The sequence below is a fragment of the Enterobacter chinensis genome, assembly GCF_034008295.1.
GTDB lineage: Bacteria > Pseudomonadota > Gammaproteobacteria > Enterobacterales > Enterobacteriaceae > Enterobacter > Enterobacter chinensis.
In genome coordinates, this window is record NZ_JARDVI010000001.1 from 648,540 (window position 1) to 665,830 (window position 17,291).

Genomic DNA, 17,291 nt, shown 5'->3' on the forward strand with positions numbered 1-17,291 from the left:
AGCATGAATGTGCTTATCAACGACACCACTCTGCGTGACGGCGAACAGAGTCCGGGTGTCGCGTTTCTCGCCAGTGAGAAAATCGCCATCGCCGAGGCGCTGTTTGCGGCGGGCATTACCGCGCTCGAAGTCGGTACGCCAGCGATGGGCGACGAGGAGCGCCAGCGCATTTTGCAGGTGCGCCGGCATTTACCCGCTGCAACGCTGATGTCCTGGTGTCGGATGAACCGCGATGAGATCCACCAGAGCGCGGATCTTGGTATGGACTGGGTGGATATCTCCCTGCCCGCTTCGGATAAGCTGCGCCAGTACAAGCTGCGCGAACCGCTGCCACAGTTGCTCGATAAACTGGGCTCGCTGATTGCACAAGCGCGGACGCTGGGCATGCAGGTCTGTGTCGGCTGTGAGGATGCCTCACGCGCCAGCGATCGGACGCTGAACCAGATTGCCGATATTGCCCGCGAGGCGGGCGCGAAACGGCTACGTTTCGCCGACACTCTCGGCCTGCTCGATCCCTTTACCACCACCACCCGTATTCGGGCGCTTGCCGAATACTGGCCGGGTGAAATCGAAATGCACGCCCACAACGATCTGGGGCTGGCGACCGCAAATACGCTGGCGGCGGTGCGCGCCGGAGCCTCCAGCGTCAACACGACAGTGCTCGGGCTGGGCGAACGCGCAGGCAATGCCGCGCTGGAAACCGTTGCGCTGAGCCTGAGCCGCTGCCTGCAGCGGGATTGCGGCGTTGATTTTACGCGCCTGCCGTCCCTGTGCCAGACCGTGGCCGACGCGACACAGCGGGCGATTGATCCGCAGCAACCGCTGGTCGGTTCGCAGGTGTTCACCCATGAATCCGGTGTTCATGTTGCCGCGCTGCTGCGCGATCGCGAAAGTTATCAGGCGATTGATCCGGCGCTGATGGGGCGCGAGTACCGGCTGGTGCTGGGCAAACACTCCGGTCGCCAGGCGGTAGATGGCGTCTTCGCCCGCATGGGGTATCACCTCGATAACCTGCAAATCGATCTGCTGCTGCCAGCGATCCGCCGCTTTGCCGAGCGCTGGAAACGCTCACCGAAAGAGGATGAGTTGGTGGCAATTTACGATGCGCTGTGCGGGGAATCCGCACACTTTGCGAGGGGCTGACGATGGAGTGGTTTTATCAAATTCCCGGCGTGGATGAGCTCGATACCGCCGAGTCCTTTTTTGAATTCTTTAGCGTGCCGTATGACCCGATGGTGCTGCGCCACTGCTGCCTGCCTGTGCTGCGGGAGTTTCACCAGCGGCTGCGGCAAAACGTACCGCTGTGCAATATGCTTGAAGATGTGCCCCGCGCCCCGTGGTTGCTGGCGCGCCGGTTGCTGACGGAGAGCTATCAGCACTACCTTCCGGAGCGTACTCCATGAGACAAAAATTCGATTTTGGCGAAGAGGTGCGCGTTACCCGCGCCATTCGCAATGACGGCACCATGCGCGGCTTTGCGCGCGGCGACCTGCTGGTTCGTCGCGGTAGTACCGGTTTTATCCGTGAATGGGGCACGTTTTTGATGGATCAGATTATCTATCAGGTACATTTTCTCGATGATGATTTGGTGGTTGGCTGCCGCGAGCAGGAGCTACTGCCACTTTCCGTGCCGTGGCACGCCGGGCAGTTTCAGTATGGCGATCGGGTTGCCTGTCGCCACGCGCTGTCGGTAAATGGCGAAGTGGCGATCGCCGCCGGAGAACATGGCCGTATTGAAGGAACAAACCAGGGCGAAGGTGGAGATAATTATACCGTCACGTTTTCCGGGCGCTGGTTTCAGGTGCCCTCCAGCGCCATGATCCTGCTGGAGGACGACGTATGACACCGTGGCAACGCTTCGCCCGGCGGCGGCTGGCGATAACGCGCTGGCAGTGCGAACCGGAACACATTCCTGCCGATCGGCAAACCGCGTTTGACGATGCCTTCACCCGCCAGTGCCAACTGGAACAGGCTGTGGTAGAAGTTGCCGCCGGTGCCCCCCTGCCGGATAGCGTGCTGCAGAGTGTCGAAACCTCGCTGGCAAGCTGGCTGGATGGCGGGCATTTTTCTGCTGACGAGCGGCAGACAGTGGTCCGACATCATGCCCGCATGGAGTGGCAGTTCGCCGAGATTGCCGCGCGCGCCCCGCTGCCGGACGATTTACACGTGCTGGCCTGGTATGAGAAACATCAGGCGCAGTTTACGCGCCCGCCACAGCGGCTGACATCTCACCTGTTACTGACGGTCGATAATGACGATGCCGCAGTGCAGCGCCAGATCCGCTGTTTTCATCAGGACATTAGCGTCTCGCGCCAGCACTTTGCCCGGCTGGCACAGCGCTACTCCCACTGCCCCAGCGCGCTGGAAGGCGGACGTTTGGGCTGGATAAGCCAAGGGGTGCTCTATCCCGAACTCGACGCCGCGTTGTTTGCGCTGGCGGAGAATGGCCTCAGCGCCCCTATCGAAACCCGCCTCGGCTGGCATCTGATATGGTGCGAAGCGATCCGTGACGCTGCGCCGATGCCGCAGGCGGAGGCACTGGAAAAAGCACGAAGCTATTTGGTTCGCCAAAACCAGCAGCAATACCAGCGCCAGTGGCTGGCGACGTTAACCCGTAGCGTGGAGACGGGGTAATTTCACCCTCAGAACAACAATGCCGGGTAAACACAGTGTTACCCGGCCATATCATTTACAAAAACACCGGTTTAAGCGTTTCCAGCCAGGCATCCAGGCGCTCGTCGGTCAGGTCATACTGATTGTCCTGATCGATCGCTAAGCCGACAAATTTATCCGCTTCCAGCGCCGATGAGGCATTGAATTCATACCCTTCATTCGGCCAGTGGCCGACAATCTGCGCCCCGCTGTTTTTCAGCGCGTCATACAGCGGGCGCAGGCCGCTGACAAAGTTATCCGGGTAACCCACCTGATCGCCAAGACCGAACAGCGCCACGGTTTTGCCGCTCAGGCTGTGACTATCAAGCTGAGCGACAAACTCTCCCCATGACGCCTCCTCACATCCCGCATCCAGCCCTGGCAGTTGCCCGTCGCCGAGCGTCGGCGTCCCCAGAAGCAGTACCGGATAGGAAAGAAACGTGTCGAGATCGGTACGGTTGATATTCACCGGCGCATCGGCCGCCGCACCCAGTTTTTGGTGGATCATTTTGGCAATCTTGCGGGTTTTGCCCGTATCGGTACCGAAAAAAATTCCAATGTTAGCCATCGCGTGCTCCTGTGAGAAAAAGTATGAATCCGCCCTGAACAGGCGGCTACCACAAAAGATATTGCGAAGGCTGTGCCAGTTTTTTTCCGTGCAAGAACTGCACCGTATTGGTCTGTTATGCACCAGGGCGGCGCTTCTTAACCCGACCGATTGGTCGCTGCCGCGCACAACCCGAGGGCAAAAGGCTAAAAATCGGCAGCAAACAGGGATCTGGATCAATCTTACGGCGAGTAATGCGGGCCAAAGGCGCACCCTTTGCATGGTTAACGAGCGTCCGTTTATGTTCGGACGAAAGTCGACAGGTGGCACAAATTGTCATAACTGCGACATTTCCATGTTGACCACAGGAGTTTGTGATGACCCTGAATATGATGATGGACGCCACCGCGCCCGCCGAGATCGCCGGAGCGCTCTCACAACAGCATCCCGGGTTGTTTTTCACCATGGTTGAACAGGCGCCCGTCGCGATTTCACTGACCGATGCCGATGCCCACATTCTCTACGCCAACCCCGCGTTTTGTCGCCAGTCGGGGTATGAACTGGAAGAGTTGTTGCAGCAAAACCCGCGCCTGCTTGCCAGTAAGCAGACGCCGCGTGAAATCTACCAGGATATGTGGCACACCCTGCTGCAACACCGTCCGTGGCGCGGACAACTGATCAATCGTCGCCGCGACGGCAGCCTGTTTCTGGTGGAAATCGACATTACCCCATTGTTTAATGCGTTCGGCAAACTCGAACATTACCTGGCCATGCAGCGCGACATCAGCACCAGCTACGCGCTGGAACAACGGCTACGCAATCATATGACGCTGACCGAAGCCGTCCTGAATAACATTCCGGCGGCGGTTGTGGTGGTGGATGAACGCGATCGGGTGGTGATGGATAACCTCGCCTACAAAACCTTTTGCGCCGATTGCGGCGGTAAAGAACTGCTCACCGAAATCAATTTTGCCGCCCATAAGGCGGAGCTGGCGCAGGGCCTGGTACTGCCGGTAGTGCTGCGCGGCACCGTGCGCTGGTTGTCCGTTACCTGTTGGGCGCTGCCGGGCGTCAGCGAAGAAGCAGGCCGCTACTTTATTGATAGCGCCGTGCCGCGCACGCTGGTGGTGATCACCGATAATACTCAGCAGCAACAACAGCAGGAGCAGGGGCGTCTTGATCGTCTGAAGCAGCAGATAACCAGCGGTAAATTGCTGGCGGCGATCCGCGAATCGCTGGACGCCGCGCTGGTACAACTCAATTGCCCAATTAATATGCTGGCCGCCGCACGCCGCTTAAATGGCGACGAACATAGCAATCTGGCGCTGGATGCCGCATGGCGTGAAGGCGAAGAAGCGATGGCGCGGTTGCAACGCTGCCGCCCGTCGCTGGAGCTGGAAAGCCCGGCAGTCTGGCCGCTCCAGCCGTTCCTTGACGATCTGCGTGCCCTGTATCACACCCGATATAACCAGGGCGAAAACCTGCAAATTGAGCTGGAATCCCCCGACCTGGTGGGCTTTGGCCAGCGAACACAACTGCTTGCCTGCCTGAGCCTGTGGCTCGACAGAACCCTGGATATTGCCGCGGAGCTACGTGATTTCACGGTACAGACTCAACTTTACGCCCGCGAAGAGAGCGGCTGGCTATCGTTCTATTTAAACGACAATGTGCCGCTGATTCAGGTGCGCTACACCCATTCACCCGATGCACTCAATGCGCCCGGTAAAGGCATGGAGCTGCGGCTGATCCAGACGCTGGTCGCCCACCATCGAGGCGCAATAGAACTGACCTCACGCCCTCAGGGAGGCACCTGTCTGATCCTGCGTTTCCCATTATTTTACTCGCTGACAGGAGGCTCACTATGACTCAGCGAACCGAGTCTGGTACAACCGTCTGGCGCTTTGACCTCTCCCAACAGTTTACAGCCATGCAGCGTATCAGTGTGGTGTTAAGCCGCGCGACGGAGATCGGGCAGACGCTACAGGAAGTGCTGTGCGTGCTGCACAACGATGCCTTTATGCAGCACGGGATGATCTGTCTGTACGACAGTAAGCAAGCGATCCTTTCCATTGAAGCCTTGCAGGAGGCCGATCAGCAGCTTATTCCCGGCAGTTCACAGATTCGCTACCGTCCGGGCGAAGGGCTGGTAGGCACGGTGCTGTCGCAGGGACAGTCGCTGGTGCTGCCCTGTGTCTCCGACGATCGGCGTTTTCTCGATCGCCTGGGATTGTATGACTACAGCTTGCCGTTTATCGCCGTGCCGCTGATGGGGCCAAACTCGCAGCCTATCGGCGTGCTGGCCGCCCAGCCGATGGCGCGTTACGAGGAGCGGCTGCCCGCCTGCACGCGTTTTCTTGAAACCGTCGCCAATCTGGTGGCGCAAACCGTTCGCCTGATGACACCGCCCAGCGTCGCGTCTCCACCCCGTGCTGCTGCCGCGCAGATTGCCAGCCAGCGCGAGTGCGCCTCTTCGCGAGCGTTTGGCTTTGAAAACATGGTCGGTAAAAGCGCGGCTATGCGTCAGACGCTGGAAATTATTCGCCAGGTATCACGCTGGGACACCACCGTGCTGGTGCGTGGCGAAAGCGGAACCGGTAAAGAGCTGATAGCCAACGCTATCCACCACAATTCACCGCGCGCCGCCGCGCCGTTTGTCAAATTCAACTGCGCGGCGCTGCCCGATACGCTTCTGGAGAGTGAACTCTTCGGTCATGAAAAAGGCGCATTTACCGGCGCGGTGCGCCAGCGCAAAGGCCGCTTCGAACTGGCGGATGGCGGTACGCTGTTTCTTGATGAGATCGGCGAAAGTAGCGCCTCGTTTCAGGCAAAATTGCTGCGTATCTTGCAGGAAGGCGAAATGGAGCGCGTCGGCGGCGACGAAACGCTGCGGGTGAATGTACGGATCATTGCCGCCACCAACCGCAATCTGGAAGAGGAAGTGCGGCTGGGGAATTTTCGCGAAGATCTCTACTATCGCCTTAATGTGATGCCGATCTCCCTGCCCCCGCTCCGCGAGCGTCAGGAGGACATCGTCGAGCTGGCGCATTTTCTGGTGCGCAAAATCGCGCAAAACCAGAACCGCACGCTGCGCATCAGCGATGGTGCGATCCGTTTGTTGATGAGCTATAGCTGGCCTGGAAACGTGCGTGAACTGGAAAACTGCCTTGAGCGATCGGCGGTCATGTCGGAAAGCGGGCTAATCGATCGCGACGTGATTTTGTTTCACCACAGGGAAAATCTGCCAAAACCGCCACAGACCAGTGCGCCGCGCGAAGAGAGCTGGCTCGATCAGAACCTCGATGAGCGACAAAGATTGATCGCCGCGCTGGAGAAAGCCGGTTGGGTACAGGCAAAAGCCGCGCGCCTGCTGGGAATGACTCCGCGCCAGGTGGCCTATCGTATTCAGACGATGGACATTGCCATGCCGAGATTGTAGCGCAGGTTTTGTGACATTCTGCACATTGTCGGCCAAACGCCACAAACTCGACAAACAGACGACGACGCGGTGAATTTATAACATTAATTTTCAGTAAGTTACATTAAGGAGAAACGGTACAGCTTTTGCAGCAGGAGGTTATGACCACACAACCTAGGTACGCCCATGACTTCCTGCTTATCCGCCGCTGGTGGTTCACGCTGTCACACCGGGCAGCGCGAGCCTTTATCTGATGTCGTTGCCGGTAAGGTAGCGTCGCACCCCTGCTACTCGCAAAACGGTCATCACCGCTATGCCCGTATACATCTGCCGGTCGCGCCTGCCTGTAACTTGCAATGTAACTACTGCAACCGCAAATTTGATTGCAGTAATGAATCGCGCCCCGGTGTCTCGTCATCCCTGCTGACGCCGGAACAGGCGGTAGCCAAAGTTCGCCATGTAGCCGCGGCGATCCCGCAATTGTCCGTAGTTGGGATCGCCGGGCCTGGCGACCCGCTGGCCAACATTCAACGTACATTCACCACTCTGGAAATGGTGCGAGAACAGCTCCCCGACCTGAAACTTTGCCTCTCAACCAACGGGCTGATGCTACCGGATGCGGTAGAGAGACTGGTAAATGTTGGCGTTGACCATGTCACCGTGACGATCAATACGCTGGATGCCGATATCGCGGCGCAAATCTACGCCTGGCTATGGCTGGACGGTGAACGTTACAGCGGGCGTGAAGCCGGTGAGATCCTGATTGCCCGCCAGCTTGAAGGTGTGCGTCGCCTGACGGCGAAAGGCGTACTGGTGAAGATCAACTCGGTATTGATCCCCGGCATCAACGATGGCGTCCTGAGCGATGTCAGCCGTGAACTTCGCGCCAGCGGTGCCTTTATTCACAATATTATGCCGCTGATCGCTCGCCCGGAGCACGGTACGGTGTTTGGCCTGAATGGACAGCCGGAGCCGGATGCGCAGATGGTAGCCCAGGTGCGCGAGCGCTGCGCCGAGGTGATGCCGCAGATGACGCACTGCCAGCAGTGCCGCGCTGATGCGATTGGCATGCTCGGAGAAGATCGCAGCCAGCAGTTTGCCCTGACGCCGGTTGAAGAATCGCCGCAGCCGTGGTTGCCAACGCTTTACCGCCGGGCGCAGTTGCATGCCAGCATTGCCACGCGCGGCGAATCGGAAGAGCCGGATGCCTGTCTGGTGGCGGTCGCCTCCATACGTGGCGATACGATTGATTGCCACTTTGGTCATGCCGATCGCTTTCGCATTTACAGCCTATCGGCGGCGGGCGCGGTGCTGGTGAACGAACGTTTTACGCCGAAGTTTTGTCAGGGAAGCGACAACTGCGAACTGCAGGACAGCGACGCGCGTATGGCCGCGGTTCTCGATCTGCTGGCCGATGTGAAAGCAGTATTTTGCGCCCGTATCGGTTACGCGCCATGGCAAAAGCTGGAAGCGCGCGGCATTCAACCCTGCGTCGATCTTGCCTGGCAACCGGTTAACGAGGCGCTGACCGGCTGGTGGCAGCAGTGGCGGAAAAATGTGCCGTCCGAACCTACGTCACAGGGGGTGGCATGATGCCTGTTCACGACTGGCTGCGGCGTTTGCTGTGGCTCTATGCACACGGAGAAGGCTGTTATCCGTTGATGATGGGCCTGCAGGTGACAGAATGGGATGCCCTACAGGCGCAGTTCGCCCCTCCCACGCAGCCGATGCCCGCCGATTGTTTGCTGCGCCAAAAGCTGATGAGCGAGCTGAATGCCACCCGCTGCGACGAACAGCAACAACTGGCGCAGTGGCTGGCGGGATATATGGCGCCGGGTGCGGCCCCGATGCACAACATTATCGCCAGTGTTTCGCTGGCGTTTAATCACCTGTGGCAGGATCTGGGGTTAAGTTCGCGTCAGGAGTTACGCGAATTAATGAGCGACTGTTTTCCTCTGCTGGTAGAAATGAATAGTGAAAATATGCGCTGGAAAAAGTTTTTTTATCGTCAGCGCTGCCTGCATTCCGCTGGGGAGCTTATTTGCCGCTCCCCAAGTTGCGACGCCTGCTACGAACGCGAATTCTGTTTTTCCGATACATCTGGTCCGCTGAAGACCAGGCTCAGCATCGAGGGGGAAATTTCGGTTTTACGCCCCAGTCTGACGTTGAACAGACGGTATCTGTTCTAAAAAGCCTGTCTGCCCGGCGGTTGCCGGGCAGCAGCAGCCAAATATTAATCTTCGCTTGTCATGCACTCGACTTCAGTTCATTTGCGGGAACAGTATTGAAAGGCAGCGGCCCTAACTGCATCACGCTTCCCGCCTGCTCGCCTAGCTGTTGCCACTGGCGTTTCATCGCGCTCAGCCTCAGTGCCAGATACCCTTTTGAACTCTGCTGCAGGTCGGCCAGCGTTTGCTGGTAGCTATCAGCAACGGTCTGCCATCCGTTGACCAGCAGCTTAGCGGCATCAATGGCAGACTGAGAAAGTCTTTCACTGGCCGTCAACTGGTTATAAACCGTGTCAAAAACAGCAACCTCCAATTCAAGCCCGACGAGATTCGTCAACGTTGTGCTGTACTCTTTTTGCGCTTTGACGATATCGGCAGAGCTTATAGTCATCGCCAGCGTTCCGCCCGCGACCAGGGTAATACCCGCAGCCAGAAGCGTTTGCGTTGCCCCACCGGTTTCGATAATTGTTGTGGCCGCAATGACAATCATGCCGATCCCTATAATGTCGCTCACCGCGCCCGCCGAAATCTGCACAATATCTGCATCCATCTGTTTATTCAGATCGTTTAGCTTCTGCCGGAGTGCCGATATTTCCCCTTTATCACCGGTAATTTGCGTCTGCACGGTTTCTTTAGCCGCTTTAAATGTGCTCTGACTGCTGTTGATCCCATTCACATAAACCTGGACGTTATCGACAAACACCCCCGTGGAAGTAACGTTTTTCTGAGCAAGGGAAAGCAGCTGCTGGATGCCCTGCTGGATATAAGGAAGCTGGCTTTTATCCCCCATGTCATATTTTTGAGCCGCCGGAAGAAGTGCATCGACATAAGCCCCCACCTGATTCGAAAAATTACGCACATTCACCAGAGAAGAGATGGCCGCCGGATTAATCGAGGACAACCATTCCTGTGCCTGATCGCGCGCAATAGCCTGCTGTGCAGGAAGATCAGGTAAAATATCTAAATGAATGTTGGGTTGACATAATACAGTGCTCGCATAAGTCTGTTGAGCAATCGATGAAGCACCGATGCCCTGAATACCTGTCATTAAGGCATTGGTTGATGATGATTCAGTATCATTTTTCGCAGCTGCAATGGCTTGCATGATCATAATGAAAACCTCAAAGTCGTTAATTGGTTTTTGCCTTACTGCAATTGCTCAACGGTGCGCATCACTTCCTGCCAGTTCGCCTGCACGGTATTAACGGAGACTATAAGAAAATCCGCAGTCACCTGTTGTTGGGTAACCTCCGACAGCTCGGCCGTCACGGTTTGCCAACCATATTGAAGAGATTGTGTCAGGCCACACAAAATAGCGGTTCCTTTGGTTAATGCGTTCAGTGCATCACTGGTGGCGCCGAGTTGTCCTATTTCCTGATAAAGCATCCCCGTTTCCTGTTGCGCCTGACCAATCGCCCGCTCCGTGCTTTGCACATAGCCTGTTAATTCCATAATGGCGGCACCAATCCCAAGAGTAAAAATGCCGATGATAATTTCCATCCTCTTTTTACTTTCAAGTTCAGCATTCAGCGCATTCAGCTGAGCATTAAGAGCCTCTAACCTTGCCCGATCGGCAGCTAATAACTGTTGCGCCCTTTGCTGATCGGCTAGCAAGTTCCTTGAGTCGGTCGTAATGTCATTATTAAAGGAAATAACTACCCCATTGAAATCATTCAGAGAGGCGGATAGCGGCGCGCTATCGGAGAGTAATTGCTTAATCTGCCCCTGAGCTTTTGTGAGATATTCCTGTCCGTCAGCACCATTTAATTCAGAACGGATGTTGGCAACCGTAGAATCCAGCTCGCCACCAAATTTGATAACCTCGGAATACAACGAATCCATTTTCACCACAATGTCAGACAGATAATAATTCGCATGATTGTGGACGGAGAGAATATTTCCATTCAGGTCGGAGATCTGCGGATCGTTAATGGGCGGAAGCTGTTCTAATTGTTGTGCGACCTGCGTCATCTGTTGACGCACATTTTGTTGAGCCGTTAATGCCTGAGTAAAGCTGACTTTCAATGCTGGCATACTCTGAACCTTAGACAAGGGTCTCTTATTGGCATCATCGTGAAACGATGCGTCCGGTTTGTCTGTTAAAACAATCAGACCCTCACGGGCCTGATTGATGATTGATGATTGATGAACGCTATGCAGCAGCCAGCCGTGCAAACGTCGCCGTTGGGTTAGGCAACAGGATCCCACCGCTGGTGACCGATGCGTTGCTGACCGGTAAAGAACCATAATCCAAAAGTTTACGGGCATGATTGCCAACATCATCCCAGTCCGCTTTCGCCGCATTGAGTTGCGCGATCAGGAAATAGCCTAAATCGGGGGTCGCGCTGGTCAGCGCCGACTGGAAGACAATAAAGTCCTGTTCAAGCGTCTGCCAACCTGCCAGTAAAGAACCCGCGGCCTGAACCGCAGCGGATGCCTGGCCCGAAAGGTTCTGAACAATCGTATTCACGTTTTTGGTGGCAGAATACTGTTGTTGTAGTTTTGTTTTGGTCGTAATGGCCGTGCTGAGCGCGCTGGTTTGCTTGGCATAGTCAACTCCCCCGGCAATGGCAACACCAGCACCGGCCCCGACGACCACCAATCCACCGACAATCAGTGCGGTACTGACACCTGCGGTCGCAATTTCCGCCAGTGCCCCCACGGCAATCATTAATCCTCCTACCACTGCGGCGGTTGAACCCGCTGCAATCATAGTCAAGTCTTTACTCATGGCGGAATTAATAGCGTCGATTTGTTTGCCCAGTGCGGCAATTTGTCCGTCTTTACCGGCTAATGTCGCTTCTGCCGTAGTAAAATCACTGGCGAAATTGCGGGCATCTTCGGCAAGCGTGGTCTGGAAACCGCCTACTGAATTAACCACGGTATGCGTAGCGGTTTGTTTTTGAGCGACCAGCGCCTGAAGTTGCTGAACACCCAGTTTAAAAGTATTAATTGATGCTGTGTCCGAAGGGTTTTGCTGTATTTTTACCGCCAGCTTAACCAAAGGATCATAATAGGAATCAAAATTGTTAGAGAAGCTCACAATATCCGTATTGGTTGAGATCATTTGCGGCTGTATGACATCACGCCAGGATGTGGCATGGTCTCTGGCCTTTGCCTGATGTTCCGGTAGATCGGGTAATATATCCGGTAGGGAGAGATCGGCCTGTGTTAAAATAGTGCCGACATAGTTTTGAATAATCACGGCGGCCGTGGTTGAGGCATCAGCGCTCGCTTTCATGTTATTACTGTTAATCGACGGATTGGTGCCAGCCTGTAGAATATGATTTAACATTATTAAATGCCCTTTCTGTTACTAAGATCGGAGTGAACTCTTTGAGCTCAGTTAAATATAAAACATATTGTCCGTGGTCAATCAGGTCATTTCAAACCAAGGAAATCGTGCTTTAAGCTCACGACATCCGTCAATAAATGCATTAAAGAAAAACCAGGTTAATAAAAAGGACTCATTTAAGAAAAGACCGTCAGAGTCTGGAATGTTTTCCTAAATCATGCATTGACACAGTATTAATTGAAAATTCAGATTCTGGTGATTCCGACAATATGTGGAGCACCCTGCAAAGGCTGGAAGATTTCAACAATAGATTCCCACACCACTAAAGCAGGCGGAATTGAAGCAAGGCATTTGAAACGATAATTTGTCCCGGCCACTAACTGCGTTGAGACGGTCTGCGGCTCATACGTTACACCAACAAATCCCGCCATTGCTTCTTTAAATACCTGCCAATCTTTTTCGGTCAACGTATGATAAGCCGTCCAGCCACCAACAATAGTCTCTTGATTCGACATGATATTGCCTCGACATTAGTCATCCTACTCATTTGGCTTTTCGGAGTTCGCCCCATCTATTTTGAAATGGTTTCTGGGATCCATTTATTTCCATACAGATTTATTAACAAAAACCCTGCCAGCTTCAATCTTGCAGAAGCTGCTTGTGATATATTTTATATTTTGGTCAGTACAATAACTGGCAATCAGAACGTTCTTAAATATGGGTGGTGCAATCACTTCCCGCAACTGACTTTAATAATACGGAATTTCATTTCACTGCCCTATGGATTATATAGTGTAATGCGCCACTTAATGACAAAAACAAAGCATCAATAACGGCCTCAGTCTCATAATTCAGGACAAAACCTCAAGTGATTAATTATTATCAGAATAAATACCATCTCATCCAGAAAAAAGGCGAAAAAAAATCATTTTTGCTTTAGATTAACAATTAAGCAATCGTTAATGGTTAATCTATTCATTAATCAAAACTTAATTATATAAATATTTAAACTTTGATTTGTCGACCTTTTTTTGCGGCTGGAATAAAAACCCGCAAAGTCACCTGCGGGTTTTCAGGGTCACAGTTTCACCCGCCATATCCGGCTCCACTATTTGTGAAAAAAACTCACAACACCATTCTATGGCGCATGCTGGTTCACTTCCTGTCAGTGCAATACCCTGTCACATACAGAATGGCTGGCAATAAGAGAAGGAACACAGAATGAAGTATGTGAATCTGGGTCGTAGCGGTTTGAAAGTCTCCCGTCTTTGCCTCGGTTGTATGAGCTATGGTGAACCTGAACGTCTGCCTCAACCCTGGTCCCTGGATGAAAAGGCGTCACGTCCGCTCATTCGTCAGGCGCTTGAAGCTGGCATTAATTTTTTTGATACCGCGAATATCTACTCGGGCGGAAGTTCAGAAGAAATTACAGGAAAGGCGCTGAGAGAAATGGCCAGACGCGACGAGATCGTTGTGGCGACAAAGATCTTCTTTCCGTGGCGCAACTCGCCCAATACCGGATTTCTTTCCCGCAAGGCCATTTTTCAGTCTATTGACGATAGCCTGATACGCTTAGGTATGGATTATGTGGATCTCTTTCAGATTCACCGCTTTGACCACTCCACGCCTGTTGAAGAGACCATGGAGGCTTTGCATGACCTCGTTAAAGCAGGAAAAGTACGTTATATCGGCGCATCTTCTATGGAAGCCTGGCGCTTTGCAAAAATGCAGCATACTGCTGAGCGTAACGGCTGGACCCGATTTATCACGATGCAACCGCAATACAACCTGCTTTACCGGGAAGAAGAGCGCGAGATGCTGCCCCTGTGTGAAGACCTGGGCGTTGGTGTGATCCCCTGGAGTCCGATGGCACGCGGCAGGCTTACGCGCGACTGGAGTGTCACGTCCCGACGAACGCAAAACGATGCCTTTGCGTTAAAAATGTATGAGAACGCAGCCCTTCTGGATAAGCCCGTTATTGATGTTGTTGCCAGAATTGCTGAAAAGCACGATGTGCCAAGAGCTTATGTTGCAATTGCCTGGTTATTATCAAAAACGGTCATCACCGCACCGATCATCGGCGCGACGAAACCAGAACATCTTTCCACGGCTATCAGCGCGCTGGACTTTTCACTTAGCGATGCAGAAATCACGGAACTTGAAGCATGCTATCTGCCGCACCCTGTTGACGGGATCATTCCCCCGCTTCCGGATACGCCACCTTCACTCACGCCGCCTTCAGCAATACTGAATTGTTAATACCCTACCCTGGCCCGGCGTTGCCGGGTCTCCCAGATGACTTATTCCAGGTCACTGGTGTGAAAAGGAATGAAATTATGTGAACGGCCAGAGCGCATAATTTTCAAGAATAACGAAGCGCAACGTGTTCAGTAAGAGGAGATGAGTGGATGGATTTGTGAAAAAAATTCAGCAACCGATTAGCCCAGGTCGGTCTATGGTGTATATCATTTCCTTATCAACGCATTCGCGCTTTAACGCCGCAAAAGGAAAACTATTCTGTATGCAAATAAGCAGAGCTGATGTAGCCGATCTCATTTATTTCATGGCTATTGCACGTCATCGCAGTTTCAGCCGTGCGGCGATTGAATTAGGTGTCAGTGCATCAGCGCTTAGCCATGCCCTGAAGGGACTGGAAACCCGGCTCGGGGTTCGCCTCCTTAATCGCACGACCAAGAGTGTTACACCTACGGCAGCAGGTCAAGAACTGGTTCAGTCTGTCCTTCAGCCTTTCGACATGATAGAAGGCGCGCTTGAATCGCTTAACCGGTATCGTAATACCCCTACCGGACGTATCCGCATCAATGCTGCCGTTGAAGCGGCCAATCTTTTGCTTGCGCCGGTCATGCCCGCTTTTATGGATCGCTATCCCGATATTGAAATCGATATTGTGGCCAGCAACCGTATGGTTGACGTCACTGATGCTGGCTTTGATGCCGGTATCCGATATGGTGGCACCGTCCCGGAAGACATGGTTGCCCGGCGTTTATCTGCAGATATTCGCTGGGTTATCGCAGCATCCCCCGACTACCTGGAACGTTACGGAATACCTGAGCATCCTGATGATTTGTTACACCATCGCTGTATAAGCAATCGTCTCGGCGACGATCGGATTTATCGCTGGGAACTTGAGCGAGACGGCGAAACGTACCAAATCACTGTGCCAGGCTCAATGACGGTCAACCAGGCTGAAACGGGCCTTGTGGCCGTATTAGGCGGGGCCGGCCTGATGTATTTTCCGGAGCCTCTTGTTGCACCCTATGTGAAGGATGGGCGGCTCCGCCTGGTGCTTACGGAATGGTCCCCGCTCGAGGAAGGTTTTCATATCTATTATTCAAGCCGTCGGCAACTGCCGACCGGGCTCCGCCTTCTGATTGAGTTCATACAGGAGGCCAGGCCGCTGGGTTAGCGTTATTCACTAGATTTCTCACCCTGCGGCGGCGAAGCTGGCGCAGCATACCAGTTGTTCTTCTCCACCATAACGGTGCCCTTCGGCTGCATGACAAAGTTTGGCGACATGATCTGGACATTAAATTCGTTGAAGACGTCCTGAATGTGGCTGTGCAGTTCATTACGGGCGACGGCAAGGGATTGGTTCGGCAAAAGCCGAACCTGTAGCTCATAAGCGATATACCAGTCCATCAATCCTAACTGCCTCACCAGCGGCGGTTCAGAAAGGTCGATACCTTTTGCCCGCTTTGCGGCAAGTTCCAGCATGGCATGCACCTGTCGCCACGGCGTGTCATAACCAATGGTAACGCCTACCGTCAGGTTGATACCGCCATCCGGTTGCTGCGCGCTCAAATTGGTTATTTTTCCACTCACCACAACCGCGTTAGGCACGGTAACGACGTAGTTCTCCCGGGTGATTATTTTGGTGGCGAGCATGCCGATTTCACTGACCTTTCCTTCGTTATCCGCAACGCGGATAACATCACCTTTGCGCAGCGCGCGAGAATAAATAAGCACCAGGCCGCTCATGGCATGGTTCATGATGCCTGCCGATCCCAGCGTTAACATCAGGCCAAAGAAAACGCTTATGCCCTTAAATGCCAGCGAGTTCGCACCGGGTAGAAACGGATACGCAGCTGAAAGCGCAAAGAGCCAGACGGCAACGGATATCAACTTGCGGGTGGCGCCCACGGTTTCAGGGTGGATGCCGGGCAGTTGTAACCGCCCTGCTTCTACCTGGTTGAGCACCATTTTGAGAAGTTTAAGAATGAACGCAGTAATCAGGAAAATGATCAGAACAATCATCAGCCCTGGTAATGCTGAGACGATGGATAAGGCAATTTGCCGCACGAAGCGAATCGACCAATCCCCCAGCGACGTGCCCAATACGCGCGTCCATGGAAACAGGCTGAATACCCAGCTGAGCCAGATATAAAAGGCAATTAGCCCCAGAACGATCATTAACAGGGCAAACAGTTTGATTTCAATGGCACCGATGTATCGCCTCCAGTTGTGCGGTACCCAACTGCGGTTTTCCATAATGCGCCGCCGAAAAATGCGACGGAACCCACGCCAGGAACGCCAGGCGCCGTAGTAGAGAAGCCCTAATACCAGCAGGCCAGCGGCTGTTTTTACCACCGAGAGAGCCAGCCATGCCGGATTGAATTGATCGCGCAAAGCGGTGCGTTGCGCTTCCAGCCGCGTTAACACACGTTCTGCGGCCTGATCGAGGGTGAGATCGTCCCCTTCATCAAGATCGGCTTGAGTCAGAAGCATCACTGGCTTACTGTTCATCACAATCAACCGTCCCTGCTGGTTGTAACGGGTAACAGGGATAATCTTCAGTGGTTCGCGAACATCGGCCTGGGTAAAGTTGCGCAATGTATTACGAATACGCAAAACACGTTCTTCCGGGGTGGTAAGGCCAAACTTCGCCTGCAGCATGACAACAGGTTGATGGAAAATGTAGACCGTGCGAGCACGCTCCTGCTCGGTGGGCTCCTGGCGAGGCTCTGCGGCAGAAGCATAAAATGTGATTGAGGCGAAAAGATAGGTTAACGCTGCTAGCAGGATCCTGTTCATCACCACTACCCCAGAGGCAAAATTCTTATTATTTTTCAGGACACCCGCGAATGGCAGGTCTCGTTTTTCAGCATAGACCACCCTTTCGCTTCTGCAACGCGT

The 17,291-nt window shown here is 53.8% G+C and carries 15 protein-coding genes and 1 pseudogene; 10 read left to right on the top strand and 6 right to left on the bottom strand.

What is annotated here, in order from left to right; translation table 11 throughout:
- Window positions 1–3 precede the first annotated feature (3 nt).
- Genes nifV through nifM form a run of 4 tightly spaced genes read left to right on the top strand, consistent with a single transcriptional unit; the run spans window position 4 to window position 2,634 of the window.
- The gene (nifV, locus tag PYW49_RS03225; RefSeq protein ID WP_320385640.1) at window positions 4–1,143 is read left to right on the top strand and encodes a homocitrate synthase; all 1,140 of its coding nucleotides are present in this window, start codon (window positions 4–6) and stop codon (window positions 1,141–1,143) included.
- A 2-nt stretch (window positions 1,144–1,145) separates the two neighbouring features.
- Window positions 1,146–1,403 carry a nitrogenase-stabilizing/protective protein NifW gene (locus PYW49_RS03230; protein WP_320385641.1) on the top strand — a complete coding sequence of 86 codons (258 nt, stop codon included), beginning with the start codon at window positions 1,146–1,148 and terminating at the stop codon, window positions 1,401–1,403.
- Window positions 1,400–1,843 carry a nitrogen fixation protein NifZ gene (locus PYW49_RS03235; protein ID WP_320385642.1) on the top strand — a complete coding sequence of 148 codons (444 nt, stop codon included), beginning with the start codon at window positions 1,400–1,402 and terminating at the stop codon, window positions 1,841–1,843. Before PYW49_RS03230 ends, PYW49_RS03235 begins: the two co-directional genes overlap by 4 nt.
- Complete coding sequence (gene nifM, locus PYW49_RS03240) at window positions 1,840–2,634, top strand: nitrogen fixation protein NifM (RefSeq protein ID WP_320385643.1); 795 nt, start codon at window positions 1,840–1,842, stop codon at window positions 2,632–2,634. Before PYW49_RS03235 ends, nifM begins: the two co-directional genes overlap by 4 nt.
- Before the next feature lie 55 nt (window positions 2,635–2,689).
- Here the strand turns inward: nifM and PYW49_RS03245 are convergent, their stop codons facing one another.
- Window positions 2,690–3,220, bottom strand: coding sequence for a flavodoxin (locus tag PYW49_RS03245; protein ID WP_320385644.1), 531 nt, complete (start codon window positions 3,218–3,220; stop codon window positions 2,690–2,692).
- A 356-nt stretch (window positions 3,221–3,576) separates the two neighbouring features.
- Between PYW49_RS03245 and nifL the strand changes: the two genes are divergently transcribed.
- The 4 genes and pseudogenes from nifL to PYW49_RS03265 form a co-directional block, all read left to right on the top strand.
- Window positions 3,577–5,064 (top strand): nitrogen fixation negative regulator NifL, encoded by a 1,488-nt coding sequence (nifL, locus tag PYW49_RS03250; RefSeq protein ID WP_320385645.1) that lies wholly within the window; start codon window positions 3,577–3,579, stop codon window positions 5,062–5,064.
- Window positions 5,061–6,635, top strand: coding sequence for a nif-specific transcriptional activator NifA (nifA, locus tag PYW49_RS03255; RefSeq protein ID WP_320385646.1), 1,575 nt, complete (start codon window positions 5,061–5,063; stop codon window positions 6,633–6,635). The genes nifL and nifA overlap by 4 nt, the downstream gene beginning before the upstream one ends.
- Before the next feature lie 165 nt (window positions 6,636–6,800).
- Window positions 6,801–8,207 carry a nitrogenase cofactor biosynthesis protein NifB gene (gene nifB, locus PYW49_RS03260; RefSeq protein ID WP_320385647.1) on the top strand — a complete coding sequence of 469 codons (1,407 nt, stop codon included), beginning with the start codon at window positions 6,801–6,803 and terminating at the stop codon, window positions 8,205–8,207.
- A pseudogene (locus PYW49_RS03265) lies at window positions 8,204–8,704 on the top strand (nitrogen fixation protein NifQ); the annotation flags it as partial. The gene nifB and the pseudogene PYW49_RS03265, both read left to right, overlap by 4 nt.
- 157 nt (window positions 8,705–8,861) lie before the next feature.
- Here PYW49_RS03265 and PYW49_RS03270 read toward each other — a convergent pair.
- From PYW49_RS03270 to PYW49_RS03285, 4 genes are all read right to left on the bottom strand, one after another.
- Entirely contained in the window at window positions 8,862–9,953 is a 1,092-nt protein-coding gene (locus tag PYW49_RS03270) for an HBL/NHE enterotoxin family protein (protein WP_134350332.1), read from the bottom strand.
- 35 nt (window positions 9,954–9,988) lie between these two features.
- Window positions 9,989–10,876, bottom strand: a complete 888-nt coding sequence (locus PYW49_RS03275) for a hypothetical protein (protein WP_320385648.1) — start codon at window positions 10,874–10,876, stop codon at window positions 9,989–9,991.
- A gap of 118 nt (window positions 10,877–10,994) precedes the next feature.
- Window positions 10,995–12,137: an HBL/NHE enterotoxin family protein gene (locus tag PYW49_RS03280; protein WP_134350334.1), complete on the bottom strand. Its 1,143-nt coding sequence runs from the start codon at window positions 12,135–12,137 to the stop codon at window positions 10,995–10,997.
- 245 nt (window positions 12,138–12,382) lie between these two features.
- Window positions 12,383–12,652, bottom strand: a complete 270-nt coding sequence (locus PYW49_RS03285) for a hypothetical protein (protein WP_320385649.1) — start codon at window positions 12,650–12,652, stop codon at window positions 12,383–12,385.
- A gap of 706 nt (window positions 12,653–13,358) precedes the next feature.
- Between PYW49_RS03285 and PYW49_RS03290 the strand changes: the two genes are divergently transcribed.
- Entirely contained in the window at window positions 13,359–14,396 is a 1,038-nt protein-coding gene (locus PYW49_RS03290) for an aldo/keto reductase (RefSeq protein WP_320385650.1), read from the top strand.
- Window positions 14,397–14,658: 262 nt separating this feature from the next.
- Window positions 14,659–15,564, top strand: coding sequence for a LysR family transcriptional regulator (locus PYW49_RS03295; RefSeq protein WP_134350765.1), 906 nt, complete (start codon window positions 14,659–14,661; stop codon window positions 15,562–15,564).
- A gap of 2 nt (window positions 15,565–15,566) precedes the next feature.
- On the opposite strand, the gene PYW49_RS03300 is transcribed toward PYW49_RS03295, so the two are convergent.
- A complete protein-coding gene (locus PYW49_RS03300; RefSeq protein ID WP_320385842.1) occupies window positions 15,567–17,189 on the bottom strand; it encodes a mechanosensitive ion channel family protein in 1,623 nt (540 codons plus the stop codon).
- Window positions 17,190–17,291 lie beyond the last annotated feature (102 nt).

Excerpts from the sequence above, each read along its gene's own strand:
- PYW49_RS03290 (WP_320385650.1), top strand. The coding sequence starts at position 13,359 with ATGAAGTATGTGAATCTGGGTCGTAGCGGTTTGAAAGTCTCCCGTCTT.
- PYW49_RS03300 (WP_320385842.1), bottom strand. The coding sequence starts at position 17,189 with ATGAACAGGATCCTGCTAGCAGCGTTAACCTATCTTTTCGCCTCAATC.
- nifM (WP_320385643.1), top strand. The coding sequence starts at position 1,840 with ATGACACCGTGGCAACGCTTCGCCCGGCGGCGGCTGGCGATAACGCGC.
- nifV (WP_320385640.1), top strand. The coding sequence starts at position 4 with ATGAATGTGCTTATCAACGACACCACTCTGCGTGACGGCGAACAGAGT.
- PYW49_RS03270 (WP_134350332.1), bottom strand. The coding sequence starts at position 9,953 with ATGATCATGCAAGCCATTGCAGCTGCGAAAAATGATACTGAATCATCA.
- PYW49_RS03275 (WP_320385648.1), bottom strand. The coding sequence starts at position 10,876 with ATGCCAGCATTGAAAGTCAGCTTTACTCAGGCATTAACGGCTCAACAA.
- PYW49_RS03285 (WP_320385649.1), bottom strand. The coding sequence starts at position 12,652 with ATGTCGAATCAAGAGACTATTGTTGGTGGCTGGACGGCTTATCATACG.
- PYW49_RS03245 (WP_320385644.1), bottom strand. The coding sequence starts at position 3,220 with ATGGCTAACATTGGAATTTTTTTCGGTACCGATACGGGCAAAACCCGC.
- PYW49_RS03295 (WP_134350765.1), top strand. The coding sequence starts at position 14,659 with ATGCAAATAAGCAGAGCTGATGTAGCCGATCTCATTTATTTCATGGCT.
- nifA (WP_320385646.1), top strand. The coding sequence starts at position 5,061 with ATGACTCAGCGAACCGAGTCTGGTACAACCGTCTGGCGCTTTGACCTC.
- nifL (WP_320385645.1), top strand. The coding sequence starts at position 3,577 with ATGACCCTGAATATGATGATGGACGCCACCGCGCCCGCCGAGATCGCC.
- PYW49_RS03235 (WP_320385642.1), top strand. The coding sequence starts at position 1,400 with ATGAGACAAAAATTCGATTTTGGCGAAGAGGTGCGCGTTACCCGCGCC.
- PYW49_RS03230 (WP_320385641.1), top strand. The coding sequence starts at position 1,146 with ATGGAGTGGTTTTATCAAATTCCCGGCGTGGATGAGCTCGATACCGCC.
- nifB (WP_320385647.1), top strand. The coding sequence starts at position 6,801 with ATGACTTCCTGCTTATCCGCCGCTGGTGGTTCACGCTGTCACACCGGG.
- PYW49_RS03280 (WP_134350334.1), bottom strand. The coding sequence starts at position 12,137 with ATGTTAAATCATATTCTACAGGCTGGCACCAATCCGTCGATTAACAGT.